Source organism: Marimonas arenosa, assembly GCF_030848945.1.
In the GTDB taxonomy this organism is placed as follows: Bacteria; Pseudomonadota; Alphaproteobacteria; order Rhodobacterales; family Rhodobacteraceae; genus Marimonas; species Marimonas arenosa.
In genome coordinates this window covers 222,515-237,472 of sequence record NZ_JANHAX010000002.1, presented here as the reverse complement: position 1 = coordinate 237,472, position 14,958 = coordinate 222,515, and the positions used below count along the sequence as shown (strand labels likewise).

Annotated in this window: 15 protein-coding genes; 9 read left to right on the top strand and 6 right to left on the bottom strand. The window is 64.0% G+C overall.

Translation table 11 applies throughout. The annotated features are described in order from the left end of the window. The first annotated feature begins 90 nt into the window (after positions 1-90). Both NO357_RS07365 and NO357_RS07360 read left to right on the top strand, forming a co-directional pair. The gene (locus NO357_RS07365) at positions 91-2,163 is read left to right on the top strand and encodes a 4Fe-4S binding protein (protein WP_306734988.1); all 2,073 of its coding nucleotides are present in this window, start codon (positions 91-93) and stop codon (positions 2,161-2,163) included. Further along, positions 2,160-3,041, top strand: a complete 882-nt coding sequence (locus NO357_RS07360; RefSeq protein ID WP_306734987.1) for an FAD:protein FMN transferase — start codon at positions 2,160-2,162, stop codon at positions 3,039-3,041. The genes NO357_RS07365 and NO357_RS07360 overlap by 4 nt, the downstream gene beginning before the upstream one ends. Before the next feature lie 151 nt (positions 3,042-3,192). Here NO357_RS07360 and NO357_RS07355 read toward each other — a convergent pair whose 3' ends face one another. The 6 genes from NO357_RS07355 to pedF form a co-directional block, all read right to left on the bottom strand. Then, positions 3,193-3,975 carry an FAD binding domain-containing protein gene (locus tag NO357_RS07355; RefSeq protein WP_306734986.1) on the bottom strand — a complete coding sequence of 261 codons (783 nt, stop codon included), beginning with the start codon at positions 3,973-3,975 and terminating at the stop codon, positions 3,193-3,195. A 15-nt stretch (positions 3,976-3,990) separates the two neighbouring features. Further along, a complete protein-coding gene (locus NO357_RS07350; RefSeq protein ID WP_306734985.1) occupies positions 3,991-6,357 on the bottom strand; it encodes a xanthine dehydrogenase family protein molybdopterin-binding subunit in 2,367 nt (788 codons plus the stop codon). Positions 6,358-6,387: 30 nt separating this feature from the next. Then, complete coding sequence (locus NO357_RS07345; RefSeq protein WP_306734984.1) at positions 6,388-6,870, bottom strand: (2Fe-2S)-binding protein; 483 nt, start codon at positions 6,868-6,870, stop codon at positions 6,388-6,390. Between the two features lie 36 nt (positions 6,871-6,906). Further along, positions 6,907-7,431, bottom strand: coding sequence for an SRPBCC family protein (locus NO357_RS07340; RefSeq protein WP_306734983.1), 525 nt, complete (start codon positions 7,429-7,431; stop codon positions 6,907-6,909). A gap of 95 nt (positions 7,432-7,526) precedes the next feature. Further along, entirely contained in the window at positions 7,527-8,429 is a 903-nt protein-coding gene (locus NO357_RS07335; protein ID WP_376744358.1) for a substrate-binding periplasmic protein, read from the bottom strand. Between the two features lie 16 nt (positions 8,430-8,445). Continuing rightward, positions 8,446-9,126 (bottom strand): cytochrome c-550 PedF, encoded by a 681-nt coding sequence (pedF, locus tag NO357_RS07330; protein WP_376744357.1) that lies wholly within the window; start codon positions 9,124-9,126, stop codon positions 8,446-8,448. A 161-nt stretch (positions 9,127-9,287) separates the two neighbouring features. Here pedF and pedA1 point away from each other — a divergent pair, with 161 nt between their 5' ends. The 7 genes from pedA1 to NO357_RS07295 all read left to right on the top strand — a co-directional run bounded on the left by pedA1 (position 9,288) and on the right by NO357_RS07295 (position 14,726). Then, a complete protein-coding gene (pedA1, locus tag NO357_RS07325; RefSeq protein ID WP_306734982.1) occupies positions 9,288-10,460 on the top strand; it encodes a lanthanide ABC transporter ABC transporter substrate-binding protein PedA1 in 1,173 nt (390 codons plus the stop codon). A gap of 91 nt (positions 10,461-10,551) precedes the next feature. Next, complete coding sequence (locus NO357_RS07320; protein WP_306734981.1) at positions 10,552-11,508, top strand: YVTN family beta-propeller repeat protein; 957 nt, start codon at positions 10,552-10,554, stop codon at positions 11,506-11,508. A 15-nt stretch (positions 11,509-11,523) separates the two neighbouring features. Then, positions 11,524-11,958: a hypothetical protein gene (locus NO357_RS07315; RefSeq protein WP_306734980.1), complete on the top strand. Its 435-nt coding sequence runs from the start codon at positions 11,524-11,526 to the stop codon at positions 11,956-11,958. Further along, positions 11,955-12,686: a lanthanide ABC transporter ATP-binding protein PedB/LutE gene (gene pedB, locus NO357_RS07310; RefSeq protein ID WP_306734979.1), complete on the top strand. Its 732-nt coding sequence runs from the start codon at positions 11,955-11,957 to the stop codon at positions 12,684-12,686. Before NO357_RS07315 ends, pedB begins: the two co-directional genes overlap by 4 nt. A 46-nt stretch (positions 12,687-12,732) precedes the next feature. Next, positions 12,733-13,524, top strand: coding sequence for a lanthanide ABC transporter permease protein PedC (gene pedC / locus NO357_RS07305; protein ID WP_306734978.1), 792 nt, complete (start codon positions 12,733-12,735; stop codon positions 13,522-13,524). Between the two features lie 133 nt (positions 13,525-13,657). Beyond that, positions 13,658-14,194 (top strand): SEL1-like repeat protein, encoded by a 537-nt coding sequence (locus NO357_RS07300; protein WP_306734977.1) that lies wholly within the window; start codon positions 13,658-13,660, stop codon positions 14,192-14,194. A 115-nt stretch (positions 14,195-14,309) separates the two neighbouring features. Further along, on the top strand, positions 14,310-14,726 hold the full coding sequence (locus NO357_RS07295) for a c-type cytochrome (RefSeq protein WP_306734976.1): 417 nt from the start codon (positions 14,310-14,312) through the stop codon (positions 14,724-14,726). Positions 14,727-14,958: the final 232 nt, after the last annotated feature.

Below are 14,958 nucleotides of genomic sequence, written 5' to 3'. Positions count from 1 at the left end.
CAGCCAACCCCGTGCTGTCAAGCCCCGGGTCGGACCCCTAATACCTTCGTCCAATGTCGCAAATCCCGACCCGGCCCTAGCCTTCGCCACATGCTGACCGCACTGCGCCTCCTGCTTGCCAGCCTTGCGTACGTGATTGCCACCTTCGCGACCGCGGCGGAACCGCTGAGTCGCGCACAGATCGAAGCCTACGTACAACCACCTTTTCTGCTCGGTGACCGCCTCACCGACCAGGGCGTCTACGAGATGGTGAACGTCTATGGCGCGCCTGCGGGATATATCTTCGAGACCGAACCGCTGGCCTCGCTGCCCGGGTTCTCAGGCGCGCCGATCAACATGATGGTGACGCTCGACCGCGAGGGCAGTTTCCTCGATGTGAAGCTGATCGAGCACAACGAACCGATCTTCGTTTCCGGCCTCGGCGAGGAACCCTTCGAACGATTCCTCGAACAATATCCCGGCCTCAACATCGCCACGCCGATGGCGGTGGGCACTCCGTATGGCAACACCGGCGGCCAAGGTTCGTCGCTCACCTATCTCGACGGAGTAACCAAGGCCACCGCCTCGGTCCGTATCGCCCATGAAACCATACTCGCCGCGGCGCTGGCGGTGGCTCGCGAAAAGATGCAAGGCATCGCTACCGGTCCGCCCGCCACACCCAACCCCAGGCATGACGAAGCGCTAAGCTGGAGCGATCTCGTGGCCCAGGGAATCGCCAGCCACCATGTCGTGACCAATGCCGAGGTCGACGCTGCCTTCGCCGGCACCCTGTGGGAAGACGATGACGCTGAGGCCCGTTCCGCACCCGACGCCCCCTATGTCGACCTCTGGATCGTCGATCTTGGCCCGCCCGCCATCGCCCGCGCTGCCCTGTCGGCGCAGACATTGGCCGAACTGCGCGATTTCCTCGAAATTTCGCCCAATGACGAACCGCTCCTGCTGATCGAAACCGCCCGTCACGGGTTGGTGGGCGAGGACTTTGTTCGCAACACCGCACCAGACTGGCTGTCGGCCGAACAAAACGGCCTGCCTGTCGCCCTGCGCGATGCCGACCTGTTTACCAACCTCGCCCCTGGAATGCCCGAGGGCACTGCGATGATCCTGCGCACCGACCGCCGCCTTGGCTTCGACCCGGCCAGTCCATGGCAGCTCTCGCTCCAGGTGCTGCGTGCCCATGGCAGCTTCCGGCCCGTGATCGGTTCGCAGACCTTCACCGTTACCCACCAAACCCCCGAACGTTTCTTCCTCCGGCCCGAGACCCCGAAACCGCTCTCGCCTTGGCGCGAGGCGATGCGCAACCGCAGCACCGACCTGATCGCGCTCGGCGTTTTCCTAGGGCTGCTGTTGCCCCTTCTTTTGCTACGGCAAAGCTGGCTCGCGGGGCTACGCGGTTTCACCCCCACACGCCTCGGCATCCTCTTCATCACGCTCGGGTTCATCGGTTGGTGGGGCCAGGGCCAGCTTTCCATCGTCACGCCTCTCGCCGCGCTGCGCACCGGGCTCGAGGGCGGCAGCTTCGCCTTCCTGCTTTACGATCCCTTCTCGCTGCTCCTCTGGGCCGCCACGATCCTCGGATTCGGTCTCTGGGGCCGCGGCCTGTTCTGCGGCTGGCTCTGCCCGTTCGGCGCGCTTCAAGAATTCGCTCATCATCTGGGCCGCCTCCTGCGCCTGCCGCGCCTCGCGCTGCCAACCCGCTGGGACCGCCGGTTGAAATGGCTGAAATACGCGGTCCTCGCCGCGCTCGGCATGATCGTCTTCGTTGCCCCCGACCAGATCGATACCGCCGCTGAGGTCGAACCTTTCAAGACCGCCATCACCACCTTCTTCCTGCGCGACTGGTACTACGCGGCATATGCCGGTTTCTGGCTGCTGCTGGCGATGGTCATGTTCAAGAGCTTCTGCCGCTACGTCTGCCCGCTGGGCGCACTGATGGCGATCGGTGGGTTGATCCGCACCCGCACATGGATCCCGCGCCGCTCGGACTGCGGCAACCCCTGCCAGCTTTGCCGCGTGCGCTGCAACTACAACGCCATCCGGCCGACGGGCGAGATTGAATATGACGAATGTTTCCAGTGCCTCGATTGCGTGACGATCCACGACGACCCACAACAATGTGTACCGCTGGTGCTCGCCACCCGTGGACGCGGCAGGACTGGCCAATGATCAGCCGCCGCCGCTTTCTCGCTATCTCCGCCGCTGCCGTCGCCGCGCCTCCGGCCGGCGCGAAGACCTGGCAAGGCCGCGCGCTGGGCGCAAACGTTTCGATCACCCTGCGCGGTCCAGACCGCCTTACCGCAAACACGCTCGCTGGCCTTCAATACATACTTAAGCGTATGGAAACGCTCTTCAGCCTCCACGATCCGACCTCTGCCCTGTCACGCCTCAATCGCACCGGCCGACTCGCCACCCCACCGCACGACTTCTCCCGCCTCTGCCGTCTCTGCTCAGAAATCCATACCCTTACGGATGGACTCTTTGATCCCACCGTGCAACCGCTCTGGCAGGCGCTGGCCCGTGGGGGCGACCCCGCCGCCGCGCGCGGCCTGATCGGCTGGGCCAAGGTTATGCGCACCGCCGATGGCATCAGCCTCGCACCGGGACAGCAGCTCACCTTCAACGGCATCGCCCAGGGCTACGCCACTGACCGCGTTGCGGCGCATTTGCACGCCGCTGGTTTCGGCCAGACCCTCGTCAATATCGGCGAGTTTGCCGCAGTCGGCGGCCCCTGGCGGCTCGGTATCGAAGACCCTACACACGGTATCAAGGCGATCACCACATTGCGCGACCGTGCCATTGCCACCTCCAGCCCCGGGGCGCTTGCCCTGGGCCGGGACACGCATATCCTGAACCCTGTCACCGACGCCCCGCCGCGGTGGTCAACCGTCAGCGTCGAAACCGCCAGCGCCGCACTGGCCGACGGCCTCTCCACCGCCTTCTGCCACATGACCCGCGCCGATATCCGCGTCGCGCTGCGCGCCTTGCCCGGCCGTCCCCTCGCCCGCCTCGTCTCGCATGAGGGTTCGGTCAGCACACTCGTCTGACCCGACTGCCTGATCTTCATCTTGCCGCAAATATCCCGGAGGCGCGGGAATTGCCCCCGCTCCTGCGGGCGAAGCCAACGCATCGCGCCGACATAAAAGAAAAGCCCCCGCCAGCGCAGGGGCCTTCCTCCAATCATTTGAAGCGGTCGGATCAACCCGCCGCGGCCACCGCCCGTCGCGTCATCACGCCGACCAGGTTGGCGCGATACGCCGCGGAGCCGTGCAGATCCGAGATCATCCCGTCAGCCGGCGGCGCCATGCCATCCAGCGCCCCGGCCGAGAAGTTCGACCCGAGCGCCGCTTCGGCCTCGCTCCAGCGGAAAACACCGTCCTCGGATGCCCCCGTCACGGCGACGCGTACGCCATCCGCACCTTTCGCGACGAACACGCCGACCAGCGCGAAGCGCGAGGCGGGCTGTTCGAACTTTTGGTAGTTCGCCGCCTGCGGTTTCGGGAAGCGCACTGCGGTGATTATCTCACCCTCGTCCAGCGCCGTGGTGAACAGGCCCTGGAAGAAGTCGTCCGCCACGATTTCGCGCGCATTGGTGACAATCGTCGCACCAAGACCAAGGGCTGCCGACGGGTAGCAGGCCGCCGGATCGTTGTTGGCCAGGCTGCCACCGATGGTGCCGCGGTTGCGCACCGCCGGGTCGCCGATATTGCCGGCCAGCGCCGACAACGCCGGGATTGACCCGTCAGCCGCCACCGCGGCATGGGTCGTGCCGGCCCCGATCGTCACGGCGTCACCGTCCGAGGTGATCCCCTGAAGTTCGGCAATGCCGCCGAGGCTGACCAATTTCGACGGGCTCGCCAGTCGTTGTTTCAGCGTCGGGATCAGCGTCTGGCCGCCGCTCAGCGCCTGCGCGTCTTCCGCGCTCAGCGCCGCGACGGCATCGGCAACCGTGGAGGGCCGTTCAAAGTCGAATGCATACATGTCTCAGTCCTCCTCTCAAGCGTTGTTCATCGCGGCCCAGACGCGCGACGGCGACACCGGCATGTCGATATGGTCGACGTCATGACCGCCCGACTGCAGCGCGTCGATCACCGCGTTCACCACCGACGGCGGCGAGCCAATCGCCCCGGCCTCACCGCAGCCCTTCACCCCCAGCGGGTTGTGGGTGCACGGCGTCCGGCTCGAATGGTCCACCTCGTAGAACGGCACGTCATCGGCGCGCGGCATAGCGTAATCCATGAACGACGCGCTCAACAACTGGCCCTGATCGTCATAAACGCAGTTCTCCAGAAGCGCCTGGCCGATGCCTTGGCCGATACCACCATGGACCTGTCCGTCCACGATCATCGGGTTGATGATATTGCCGAAGTCATCTGCCGCAGCAAACGAGCAGATCTCGACCTTGCCGGTCTCGGGATCGACCTCGACCTCGCAGGAATAGGCGCCGGCCGGGTAGGTGAAGTTCGACGGGTCGTAGAACGCCGTCTCCTCCAGCCCCGGCTCGATCTCCTCGAGGGGGTAGTTGTGCGGCACATAGGCCGCCAGGCAGACATCGCCCCAAGCCACCGACTTGTCGGTGCCCGCGACTGAGAACTGACCGTCCTTCAACTCCACATCGGCCTCTGCCGCTTCCATCAGGTGAGCCGCGATCTTCTTGGCCTTGGCAATGATCTTCTCGGCCGCCCGCACCATGGCGCTACCGCCGACGGCGATCGAACGCGAGCCATAGGTGCCCATGCCCATCGGCGTGTTCTGGGTATCACCATGCTCGATCTCGACCATGCTGGCATCGATACCGATCATTTCGGCGATCACCTGCGGGAAGGTCGTCTCGTGGCCCTGGCCGTGGCTGTGCGAACCGGTCATCACCACGATGCCGCCGGTGGCATTGACCCGCACGGTGGCCGATTCATACAATCCCGCCCGGGCGCCCAACTGGCCGACGAGCTGCGACGGAGCAATGCCGCAAGCCTCGATATAGCAGTTGATGCCGAGGCCGCGGAGCTTGCCCTTGGCCTCGCTGGCGGCGCGGCGGGCGGCAAATCCGTCGCGGTCGATCATCCGCTCCAGCGCATCCATCGTGCCGTTGTAGTCCCCGGTGTCATATTCCACCGCCACCGGCGTCGCATAGGGGAACTCGGTCACGAAGTTCTGACGCCTGAGCGCGATCGGGTCGACGCCCAGTTCGCGCGCTGCCTTGTCGATCACTCGCTCCAGCTGGAACGTCGCCTCGGGCCGGCCAGCGCCGCGATAGGCATCCACCGGCACCGTGTTGGTAAAGACCGCCTTGACGTTCACGTAGATCACCGGCGTCTTGTAGTTGCCCGCCATCAGCGTGCCGTGCAGCCAGGTCGGCACCGAGGGAGCGAAAGTCGAAAGATACGCCCCCATGTTGGCATAGGTTTCGGTGCGGATCGCGGTGAAGTTGTTGTCCGCATCGAGCGCCAGCTCGATCTTCGTCACGTGGTCGCGGCCCTGCGCATCGCTGAGGAACGCCTCCGAGCGCGACGCCGTCCACTTGACCGGGCGGTTGATCGCCTTGGCCGCAAAGGTGCAGAACGCCTCTTCGGCATAGTGGAAGATCTTTGAGCCGAAGCCGCCACCCACATCCGGGGCCACCACCCGCAGCTTGTGCTCGGGGATGCCCAGCACGAAGGCGCCCATCAAGAGGCGGATCACATGCGGGTTCTGGCTGGTGGTGTAGAGCGTCGATTCACCCGTGGCGCGGTTGAAATCGCCAATGGCGACACGCGGTTCCATCGGGTTCGCCACCAATCGCTGGTTGCGCAGCTCCAGCGTGGTCACGTGCGCGGCGCTCTTGATCGCCTGGTCCACCGCGTCGCGGTTTTCCTCGACGAAACCCCAATCGTAGCAAAGGTTCGAGGTCAGGTCGTCGTGCACTTTCACCGCGCCGTCGACCAGCGCTGCCTTCATGTCCACGACCGCCGGCAGTTCCTCGAGATCGACCTCGATGGCTTCCGCCGCGTCCTTGGCCTGTTCCAGCGTCTCGGCCACCACCGCGGCGATTGGATCGCCGACATGGCGCACCTTGCCCTGCGCCAGAACCGGATGCGCCGGCTCCTGCATCGGCTCACCGTGGCGGTCGGTCACCTGCCAACCGCAAGGCAGGCCGCCGATGCCTTCGAAATCGGCGCCGGTAAAGATCCGGATCACGCCGGGCATGCCGGCGGCGTCGCTGGTATCGACACTCTTGATCTTGCCGTGCGCTACATCCGAGCGCAGGAACGCCACATAGGCCTGGCCGTTCACGTTGATATCGTCGGTATAATTCCCGGCTCCCGTCAGGAACCGTACGTCCTCGCGCCGTTTGGTGCTGGCGCCGATGCCTCCATCCATGGGCATGTCATTCTCCTCCCTGGATCGCTGTTTCGCTTATTCCGCTGCGACGGCCACGTCCTGACCGGACGCCGCCATGATCGCTCGTACGATGTTGTGATAGCCGGTGCAGCGGCACAGGTTGCCGCTCAGATACTTTCGGATCTCCGCCTCGCTCGGCTTGGGGATTTCCTTCAGAAGGGCCGCTGCCGACATCACCATGCCCGGCGTGCAGAAGCCGCATTGCAGCCCATGATACTCCTGAAACGCCGCCTGGATCGCGTTCAGCGTACCATCCGGCGCCGCCTGGCCTTCGATCGTCGCCACCTCGGCGCCATCGGCCTCCATTGCGAGCATGTTGCAACTTTTGACCGCGTCTCCGTTGACATGCACCACGCAGGCCCCGCACTGGCCGGTGTCACAGCCCACATGGGTGCCGGTCAATCCCAGCGCATCACGCAGAAAAGACGAAAGCAACGTCCGCCCCTCCGCCTCGCCGGACATCTGCCGGCCATTCACAACCATCGATATCGTCGCCATCCTTATCCTCCCTTAAGTTATCCAAGTCTCACTGGCTCAGCGCGACAGCACACGCTTGAACCAGCCTTTTTTCTGTCCGCCCTCTTCCGGGGCATCCGTTCCACCCTCCGTCTCCGACGGGCCTTCCACGGCTTCCTGGAACCGGGTGAAGAACTGATCCGCCATCTTCTTGGCGAAGCCGTCGATGATCCGGCTGCCAAGCTGGGCCAGCTTGCCGCCCACCTTGGCATCGACGTCATAGGTCAGAACGGTCTTGCCGTCCTCGCCATCGGCCAGCGATACCTTCGCGCCACCCTTTGCGAACCCGGCCGCGCCGCCCTTGCCTTCGCCGGTCAACGTCAGGCTCTCACCGTCGATGATGTCCGACAGCGTCACGCCACCTTTGAACGTAGCCTTCACCGGGCCGACCTTCTGCACCACCGTAGCCTCGAAGCCTTCTTCAGGGCTACCGGTCATTTCCTGGCAGCCTGGCACACATTCCTTCAGCACCTCGCGCGACAGAAGTGCCGCCCACACCGTCTCGCGGTCGGCAGTAATCTCGCGGGAATCGCTCATGTGCATGTCACGTCACTCCATGTATCGGGGCCACGCTACGCCGCCCAGCCCGCTGCTTCTATTCGACCTTGGGTGTAGACCCGCCGAAATTCAATCCGTTTTCACCGCAGCTTCGGCGGCGAGAAGCTCACGCCGTAATCCGCGAATATCCTTGCCATGCGCCCATCCTGGATAGCCGCGAAGACCGCGTCATCCACTGCATAGCCCAGCGGGCGATAGGCAAAATGCACGCCGACGCCCACGGTCCATTGGCCCAAGCCGAAGCCCGGCAGCGGCGGTGTGTGCACTCCTATCCCATCGTTTTGCCCATGCTGCAGCTGTGCCAGCGGCCCCATCGCCGCTTTGGTCTCGCCAGAAGCGAGCCCCGCCATCGCCGCTGCCATGCTCGGGTATCGCCGCATGTTGCGCGCCAGCTGTCCGCCCGGAAAGGCGGCGAGGTAGAAATCGGCAATCGAGTCGTTTTCCACGGCTACCGTGTCGAACCGGAAATAGGCCGGCACCGGCTTGTCCTCGGGATAGGCGTCCTCGCGATAGGCGATGCCGACCCGTTCGACATGGTACTGTCCGGTGAACACCACCTGCTCGACCCGGCAGGCGAACTTGCTGTCATAGGGCACATGCAGCATCACGTTGGCGACACGCCCGCCTACCACCGGCCCCTTCCACAGCCAGTTGCGCAGATCGGCTTCCAGGTTTTCACCGGCCGCCACCAGGTTAAACCGCGCCTCGACGCCCAGATCCTCGGCAATCAGCCGCCCGATCTCAATATCCACACCCCTGAGCTTGCCGCCTTCTTCCCAGCTCCAGGGCGGAAAATCCTCGTAGGCCGCAAACTCTATCCAGCCGCGCTCCTGGATGGAGTCGAGATCTGCACCGACGATATCACGGCTGGCGTTCTGGGGTTTCGGCTGCGGCACGTGATCGGCACAGCGCGCCTCGGCCGACATCGCCCCTGCCGCCACGAACAGCAGAGCACCGATTACCGTCCGAAACACCGCAGTCATCGAGTGCCGACCCTCCTCAATGCGCCGCCGACAGCCCGATAGTCAGCGCTTCAGCGGCCGCCTTCACGTCCGGCGAGTCGCCCGCGATCAGGTTGGCCGCCCGGAAGGCGGCGCTATCGGCCACCGGCGCGCCCGAAGCGGTCTCGATCTTACCGGCAATCCCCATCAACTCGTCCTTCAAAGCGGCAATGTCGCCTGCCCCAGCCGCAAGCTGGTCTCGGATCTCTTTCAGCCGCGGGGTGAAATCGTCCAGCGCCCCGTCATCCGGCCGAGTCTCGATATAGGTCCGGATCGCCCAGGCAGCCTGTTGGCCCAACAACTCGCCAAATGCCGGCATCTTGGTAATCCCGTTCTGGGTATAGCCCGTGCGAAACCGCTCGGCATACCACTCATCGCCATATTCCTCGGCTTCAAGATAGCGCAGGTCCGGTGCCAAACCGCCCGACACCGCCCCCAGCCCATGGCACCGCGCGCAGTTCTGGTTATAACCAGAGTCGCCGATGGCAACCGCCGCTTTCCAGACCTCTTCGCCCACCTTTTCGGCGCGATAGGGATTTTCGATCAGCCATTCCTCGCCCACATTCGGCAGGGCGTCGGTGTTGACCGGCTGCGGCGCCACGTCCCCGTGGGCGAGCGCCACGCCTGCGCTCAGAGTCATGATCAGCGCGCCGCCTTTCATCGCGTCAAACATCTGCATCCTCCAGTATCCTCTCGGTTGCCCCGGTGATACCGTGTCGCGGCCGGGCCCGGTATTCGACCTTGGTTCCATCCGAACCCGCACCGGCGGGTTTCGACTTTGGTACAATGGCAGGCAGGTGGCAAGTCTCCCTAGTTTGTACGTCAGAGAGGAGAAAACACGTGCCGAAAAGGCTCATCAAAGCAGCCCTCTTTCTGTGTGTCGGCCTGCTCGCAGGCGCGGCCCGAGCCGACCTGTTCCTGACCATCACTTTTCTCCACCAGGAAGTGCCGTTACCGCCAGTGCTGTCGAACCTTGATCCAATCCCCGACACGCTGGGCGAAGACGGCGCCCGGCTCGGGCTGGGCGACAACAGGACAACCGGCGCCTTCCTCGGCCACAACTACGCGCTGCAAACCGCGAGCGTGCCCCCCGGGGGTGACCTGATCGCTGCGGCGAAGTCGGCGCTGACCGCCTCACCCTATCTCGTCCTCAACGCGCCGGCAGCGGACGTTCTGCGCATCACCGACCTGCCCGAAGCCGCGAGCGCGCTCATTTTCAACGTCGCGGCACCTGATACCCGCCTGCGCGATGCCGACTGCCGCACCAACCTGTTTCACACCCTACCGTCGGAGGCGATGCGCGCTGATGCGTTGATGCAGGCGCTGCAACGCAAGCGCTTCGTGCGGCTGGCGTTGATCACCGGTCCGCATGCGCCGGACAAGGCATTTGCTCATGCCCTGCGTCGCTCGGCCGTCAAGTTCGGCCTCAAAATCGTCGGCGAGAAGGAATGGGATTTCGACGCCGACATGCGCCGCAACGCCAGCCAGGAGGTACCGCTCTTCACGCAGGACTTCAAAGACCACGACGTGCTGCTGGTCGCCGACGAGATCCACGATTTCGGCCGCTACATCGCTTACAACACCTGGTTGCCCCGCCCGGTGGCAGGCTCAGAGGGCCTGGTGCCCGTGGCCTGGAGTCGCGTGGTCGAACAATGGGGCGCAGCCCAGTTGCAATCGCGCTTCAAAGAACTGACTGGCCGCGACATGCGCCCGCGCGACTACGCCGCCTGGGCAGCGGTCCGCGCCTTGGGCGAAGCCGTCACCCGCACCGAGTCCAACGACCCGACCCGCTTGCGCGCCTTCATCCTCTCCGATCAGTTCGAACTAGCAGGCTTCAAGGGCCGCCCGCAAAGTTTCCGCCCCTGGAACGGCCAGATGCGGCAGCCGATTCCGCTGGTGACCGACCGCGCCGTCGTTATCCAGGCCCCGGTCGAAGGCTTCCTCCACCAGCGCACCGAGCTCGACACGCTGGGTTTGGATGAACCCGAATCCAGATGCGAGGCCTTCCAATGACCGGCCCGTCTGTACCGCTCCTCCGAAATTCTTCGAAAGAATTCGGACCGGAATTTTCGAAACACTCCGGCACCTCCAAAGGATCACCGCCATGAAAGCCCTCTGCGCCTCGCTGGCCCTTACCCTTGCCACGCCCCTAGCCGCCGAGGAAATCTGGGTCACCAACGAAAAGGACGACACCATCAGTGTAATCGACGTCGCCACGCTTGAGGTCACACGCACCATACCCACTGGCGAACGCCCCCGCGGCATCACCTTTTCGAAGGACTATTCCCGCGTCTACATCTGCGCCTCCGACAGCGACACCGTGCAAGTCATGGACCCGGAGACCGGCCAGATCCTGCACGACCTTCCCTCCGGCGAAGACCCCGAGCAGTTCGTCCTGCACCCCAATGACCGCCACCTCTACATCGCCAACGAAGATGATGCGGTCACCACCGTGGTCGACACTGAGACCCGGACCGTCATCGCCCAGATCAATGTCGGTATCGAACCCGAAGGCATGGCCGTCTCGCCGGACGGCAAGATCGCCATCACAACGTCCGAGACCACCAACATGGCGCACTGGATCGACACCGAAACACGCGAGCTTTTCGCAAACACTCTGGTCGACAGCCGCCCGCGCCATGCCGAGTTCGTTCACGGTGGCAAAGAGTTGTGGGTCAGTTCCGAAATCGGTGGCACCATCACCATTTTCGATGTCGCGACCCAAGCCGAAAAAGCCAAAATCGCCTTTGAGGTCAAGGGCGTTCACCCTGACCGGGTACAGCCGGTCGGCTTCGAGCTGACCGAGGACGAAAAAACCGCCTTCGTCGCGCTCGGACCGTCGAACCATGTCGCCGTGGTCAATGCCGAAACATACGACGTCGAAGACTACATCCTTGTCGGACGCCGCGTCTGGCACATGACCTTCAATTCCGACAAGTCGCGCCTTTTCACCACCAACGGCGTCTCGGGCGATGTCACCGTGATCGACGTCGCCAAGCGCAAAGCCATCAAATCCATCAAGGTCGGCCGCTTCCCCTGGGGCGCCGCCTTGCGCCCCTGACCAAAGGATCTCCACATGCTGAAGCAGCTACTTGTCGCCGCCCTCGCCCTACCTTCGGTCGCCCTCGCCGATGACGACAACGGCTTTGGCCTCGCGGGCATCCTGTCAGCCAGCAACAAACAGGACCTGCCTCCCGTCACCCTCTCCGCCGGCATACCGCTTGCCGACGCCCCGTGGGTGCTCAAGTCCGGCACCTATTACGAGTTCGAAATCCAGGGCGACGGCTCCCAGGAACTGGCGCTGGTCGGTCCCGAGTTCTTCCGTGCCATCTGGATCGACGAGATCGTCGTCGAAGGCCTCGAGATTCGCCCGCTCGGGCTCGATAGCATCGAATTCGATGAGGCAGGCGAGATGGAAATAGGCTTTGTCGCCATCAAACCCGGCCGCTATTACATGAAGGTGCCGGGTTCGACCGGCGAAACCCAGCGGCTGGAGATTACCATCAAGTGACAGGGCGATCGGCAGGCCTTTCGGCCCGGAATGTCAGCTACAGCTACGGGTCGAAACGCGCGCTCGACACTGTCAGCTTCTCGATCGCCCCCGGCGAGTTCGCCGCCCTGTTGGGTCCCAACGGTGCCGGAAAGTCGACGCTGTTTTCCTTGCTCACCCGGCTCTTCACGACCCGCGACGGCGTGATCGAAATTGCCGGCCACAACCTCTCGAAAAACCCCCGCGCCGCGCTGGCCCGGATCGGCGTGGTGTTCCAGCAGTCGACGCTCGATCTCGACCTCACGGTGATGCGCAACCTGACCTATTTTGCCGCGCTGCATGGTCTGTCGGGCCGCGGCGCCCGTGCGCGGATCGACGCCGCGCTCGAGCGTTTGGACATGGCCGACCGCGCTCAGGAGCGCGCCCGCGACCTCAACGGCGGCCATCGCCGCCGTACCGAGATCGCTCGCTGCCTGATCCATTCCCCTTCGGTGCTTTTGCTGGATGAACCAACCGTCGGCCTCGACGCCGCCGCGCGCCGCGCGATCACCGATCACGTCCACGCGCTCTCGCGCGACGACGGCCTCACCGTGCTCTGGGCCACGCATCTCACCGACGAAATCGAAGACAGCGACCGCCTGCTGATCCTGCACCGGGGCCGCCTGCTGCAGAACGGCAATGCCGGTTCGCTGCGCGGTCCAACCTCGCTGCAGGACTATTTCCTCGCGCAAACAATGGAGCCGGCATGACGGCCCCGTTCATCTTGTTAAAAATACTCGAACACCCGGGCTGCCGATGAACGCCGCGCTCACCGCCCTTCGCGCCATCGTCACCCGCGAGGCCCTGCGCTTCGTCCGCCAGCGCGGCCGGTTCATAGCCGCGCTTGTGCGTCCGCTCGTGTGGCTCATGGTCTTCGCCGCCGGTTTCCGCGCCGCGCTGGGGCTGTCGATCACCCCACCCTACCAAACCTATATCCAGTACGAGACCTACATCGTCCCGGGCCTCTGTGGCATGATCCTTCTGTTCAACGGCATGCAGTCCAGCCTCAGCCTGGTCTACGACCGCGAGATGGGCTCGATGCGGCTCCTGCTGACCTCGCCCCTGCCGCGCTGGTGGCTGCTGTTCTGCCGTCTTGTCGCCTCAACCGCGATTTCTGTGCTGCAGGTCTACACCTTTCTCGCTGTCGCCTGGCTGTACGGCATCCAGATGCCGACCCTCGGCTACCTCGCCGTCCTGCCCGCACTGGTGGTCGCCGGCATCATGCTCGGGGCGTTAGGCCTTGCGCTCAGTTCGCTGATCAAACAGCTGGAGAATTTCGCGGGCATCATGAACTTCGTTATCTTCCCGATGTTCTTTCTCTCCACCGCCCTTTACCCCTTGTGGAAAATGGCCGAAAGCTCGACGCTTCTGCGCGACATCTGTGCCGCCAACCCCTTTACCCGCGCCGTCGAGATGATCCGTTTCGCGCTTTATGCCGAACCCAACTGGCCGGCGCTGGGTTGGACCGTGCTTGCCGGCCTCTTCTTTCTGGCGCTCGCGCTCTGGGGCTACGACCCTGCCCGGGGATTCTTGCGCCGCAAGGGGTGAGTAAAGGTATCTAATCAATGCTTTTGCTGGCTCCGGCGACCGGAGGCCAAAACCCTTCAACACCTCCGCGATCATTCTCCCCTGACCCGCTGCGCCCTTTCTGCTATCCTATTTTTCGAACAGGAGGTTCCCGATGATCCGCACCGCCCTTTTCGCGACACTTCTCGCCACACCGGTCCTTGCCGAGGATCTCAGCCAATACGGCACCACCAATCCCGACGAGATGACACTATCGCTGGAAATCGAGCGGGCCAAACGTGGCGAGACCGGCATGATGACCTGTGCCATGGGCTACATGATCACCAAGAAAGGCGATCACGGCGACGCCCGCTCTGTTTTCGAAACCTGCGCCAAGGCAGGTTATACCGGCGCGATGACCTGGATGAGCCAGCTCGACAACAACGGGCTCGGGGGCGACTACAATCCCGACGCCGCCGCCGACTGGGACCGCCGCGCGGCCGAGGCCGGCGACCCGGTGGGCAAGTTCAACTACGGCATCAGCCTTTTGCGCGGCCACGGTGTTGCACGAGACGAAGCGCTGGGGCGCAGCCTTGTCGATGAAGCCGCCGCCGACGGCCTGCCCGTCGCGAAACGCCTGCAGGCCGCAGACTATGACCTCGACGAAGTCACGCCGGATGCCGACAACTGGAAATACGCCCCGGTCTTCTGAGACGCGCTCGCCTTACGACCAAAGGACAGAAGAAAAATCCAGGGCGCATTGCTATGCCTTTGGAAAGACTGGCCGCACCGGGCCAGATCGCGCGGACATCCTCGAGGAGGCCCAGATGAAAACCACCCTGTTCACCGCTGCACTCGCCACCGCTGCTCTCGCCGGGCCCTCCTCGGCGCAGGAGGAAACCTTCACCCGCATCAAGATCGAGGCTGGCAAGGCGTTCTACGACGCGGAGTGCCGCCGCTGTCACGCCGCCGACGCCAGCGACACCAGCTACGGCCCACCGCTGGAAAACGTGATCGGTCGCGGCGCCGGCACCTATCCCGACTACGACTACTCCATCGCGCTTTCGGCTTCGGGCATTGTCTGGACACCGGCGGCACTGCGGGCCTGGATGGAAGACAACCAGGGCTTCATGCCCGGCACCAAGATGCGGCATGTCGGCATCACCGACCGCACCGTGCAGGATTTCATCCTCGCCTATCTCGCCAGCATCTCGCCGCGGGACGCCACGAAAATTTCCGAGTAGCCAAAGCATTTCTCCTCTCTACGTGGTGGCCCCGGAATTCTCATTGGATTCTGGGGCTTAACCGATTTTCAGCAGCGCCTCCCACGACCACTGGACCAGCTGCCAACCGGCCGCATTCCGCCATTACGACCTTTGTGCAATTTCGCCGAAGACCACTCCCTCCAATAATGCCACTCAGCCAAAATCCCCGCGTCCGGGGCAAATCCGGCTGAAACAGGATTGTAAGGGAGGA

What these genes read in the sequence shown, in the direction of transcription:
- NO357_RS07365 (WP_306734988.1), top strand. Translation starts at nt 91, where the DNA reads ATGCTGACCGCACTGCGCCTCCTGCTTGCCAGCCTTGCGTACGTGATT.
- NO357_RS07360 (WP_306734987.1), top strand. Translation starts at nt 2,160, where the DNA reads ATGATCAGCCGCCGCCGCTTTCTCGCTATCTCCGCCGCTGCCGTCGCC.
- NO357_RS07355 (WP_306734986.1), bottom strand. Translation starts at nt 3,975, where the DNA reads ATGTATGCATTCGACTTTGAACGGCCCTCCACGGTTGCCGATGCCGTC.
- NO357_RS07350 (WP_306734985.1), bottom strand. Translation starts at nt 6,357, where the DNA reads ATGCCCATGGATGGAGGCATCGGCGCCAGCACCAAACGGCGCGAGGAC.
- NO357_RS07345 (WP_306734984.1), bottom strand. Translation starts at nt 6,870, where the DNA reads ATGGCGACGATATCGATGGTTGTGAATGGCCGGCAGATGTCCGGCGAG.
- NO357_RS07340 (WP_306734983.1), bottom strand. Translation starts at nt 7,431, where the DNA reads ATGCACATGAGCGATTCCCGCGAGATTACTGCCGACCGCGAGACGGTG.
- NO357_RS07335 (WP_376744358.1), bottom strand. Translation starts at nt 8,429, where the DNA reads ATGACTGCGGTGTTTCGGACGGTAATCGGTGCTCTGCTGTTCGTGGCG.
- pedF (WP_376744357.1), bottom strand. Translation starts at nt 9,126, where the DNA reads ATGCAGATGTTTGACGCGATGAAAGGCGGCGCGCTGATCATGACTCTG.
- NO357_RS07320 (WP_306734981.1), top strand. Translation starts at nt 10,552, where the DNA reads ATGAAAGCCCTCTGCGCCTCGCTGGCCCTTACCCTTGCCACGCCCCTA.
- NO357_RS07315 (WP_306734980.1), top strand. Translation starts at nt 11,524, where the DNA reads ATGCTGAAGCAGCTACTTGTCGCCGCCCTCGCCCTACCTTCGGTCGCC.
- pedC (WP_306734978.1), top strand. Translation starts at nt 12,733, where the DNA reads ATGAACGCCGCGCTCACCGCCCTTCGCGCCATCGTCACCCGCGAGGCC.
- NO357_RS07300 (WP_306734977.1), top strand. Translation starts at nt 13,658, where the DNA reads ATGATCCGCACCGCCCTTTTCGCGACACTTCTCGCCACACCGGTCCTT.
- NO357_RS07295 (WP_306734976.1), top strand. Translation starts at nt 14,310, where the DNA reads ATGAAAACCACCCTGTTCACCGCTGCACTCGCCACCGCTGCTCTCGCC.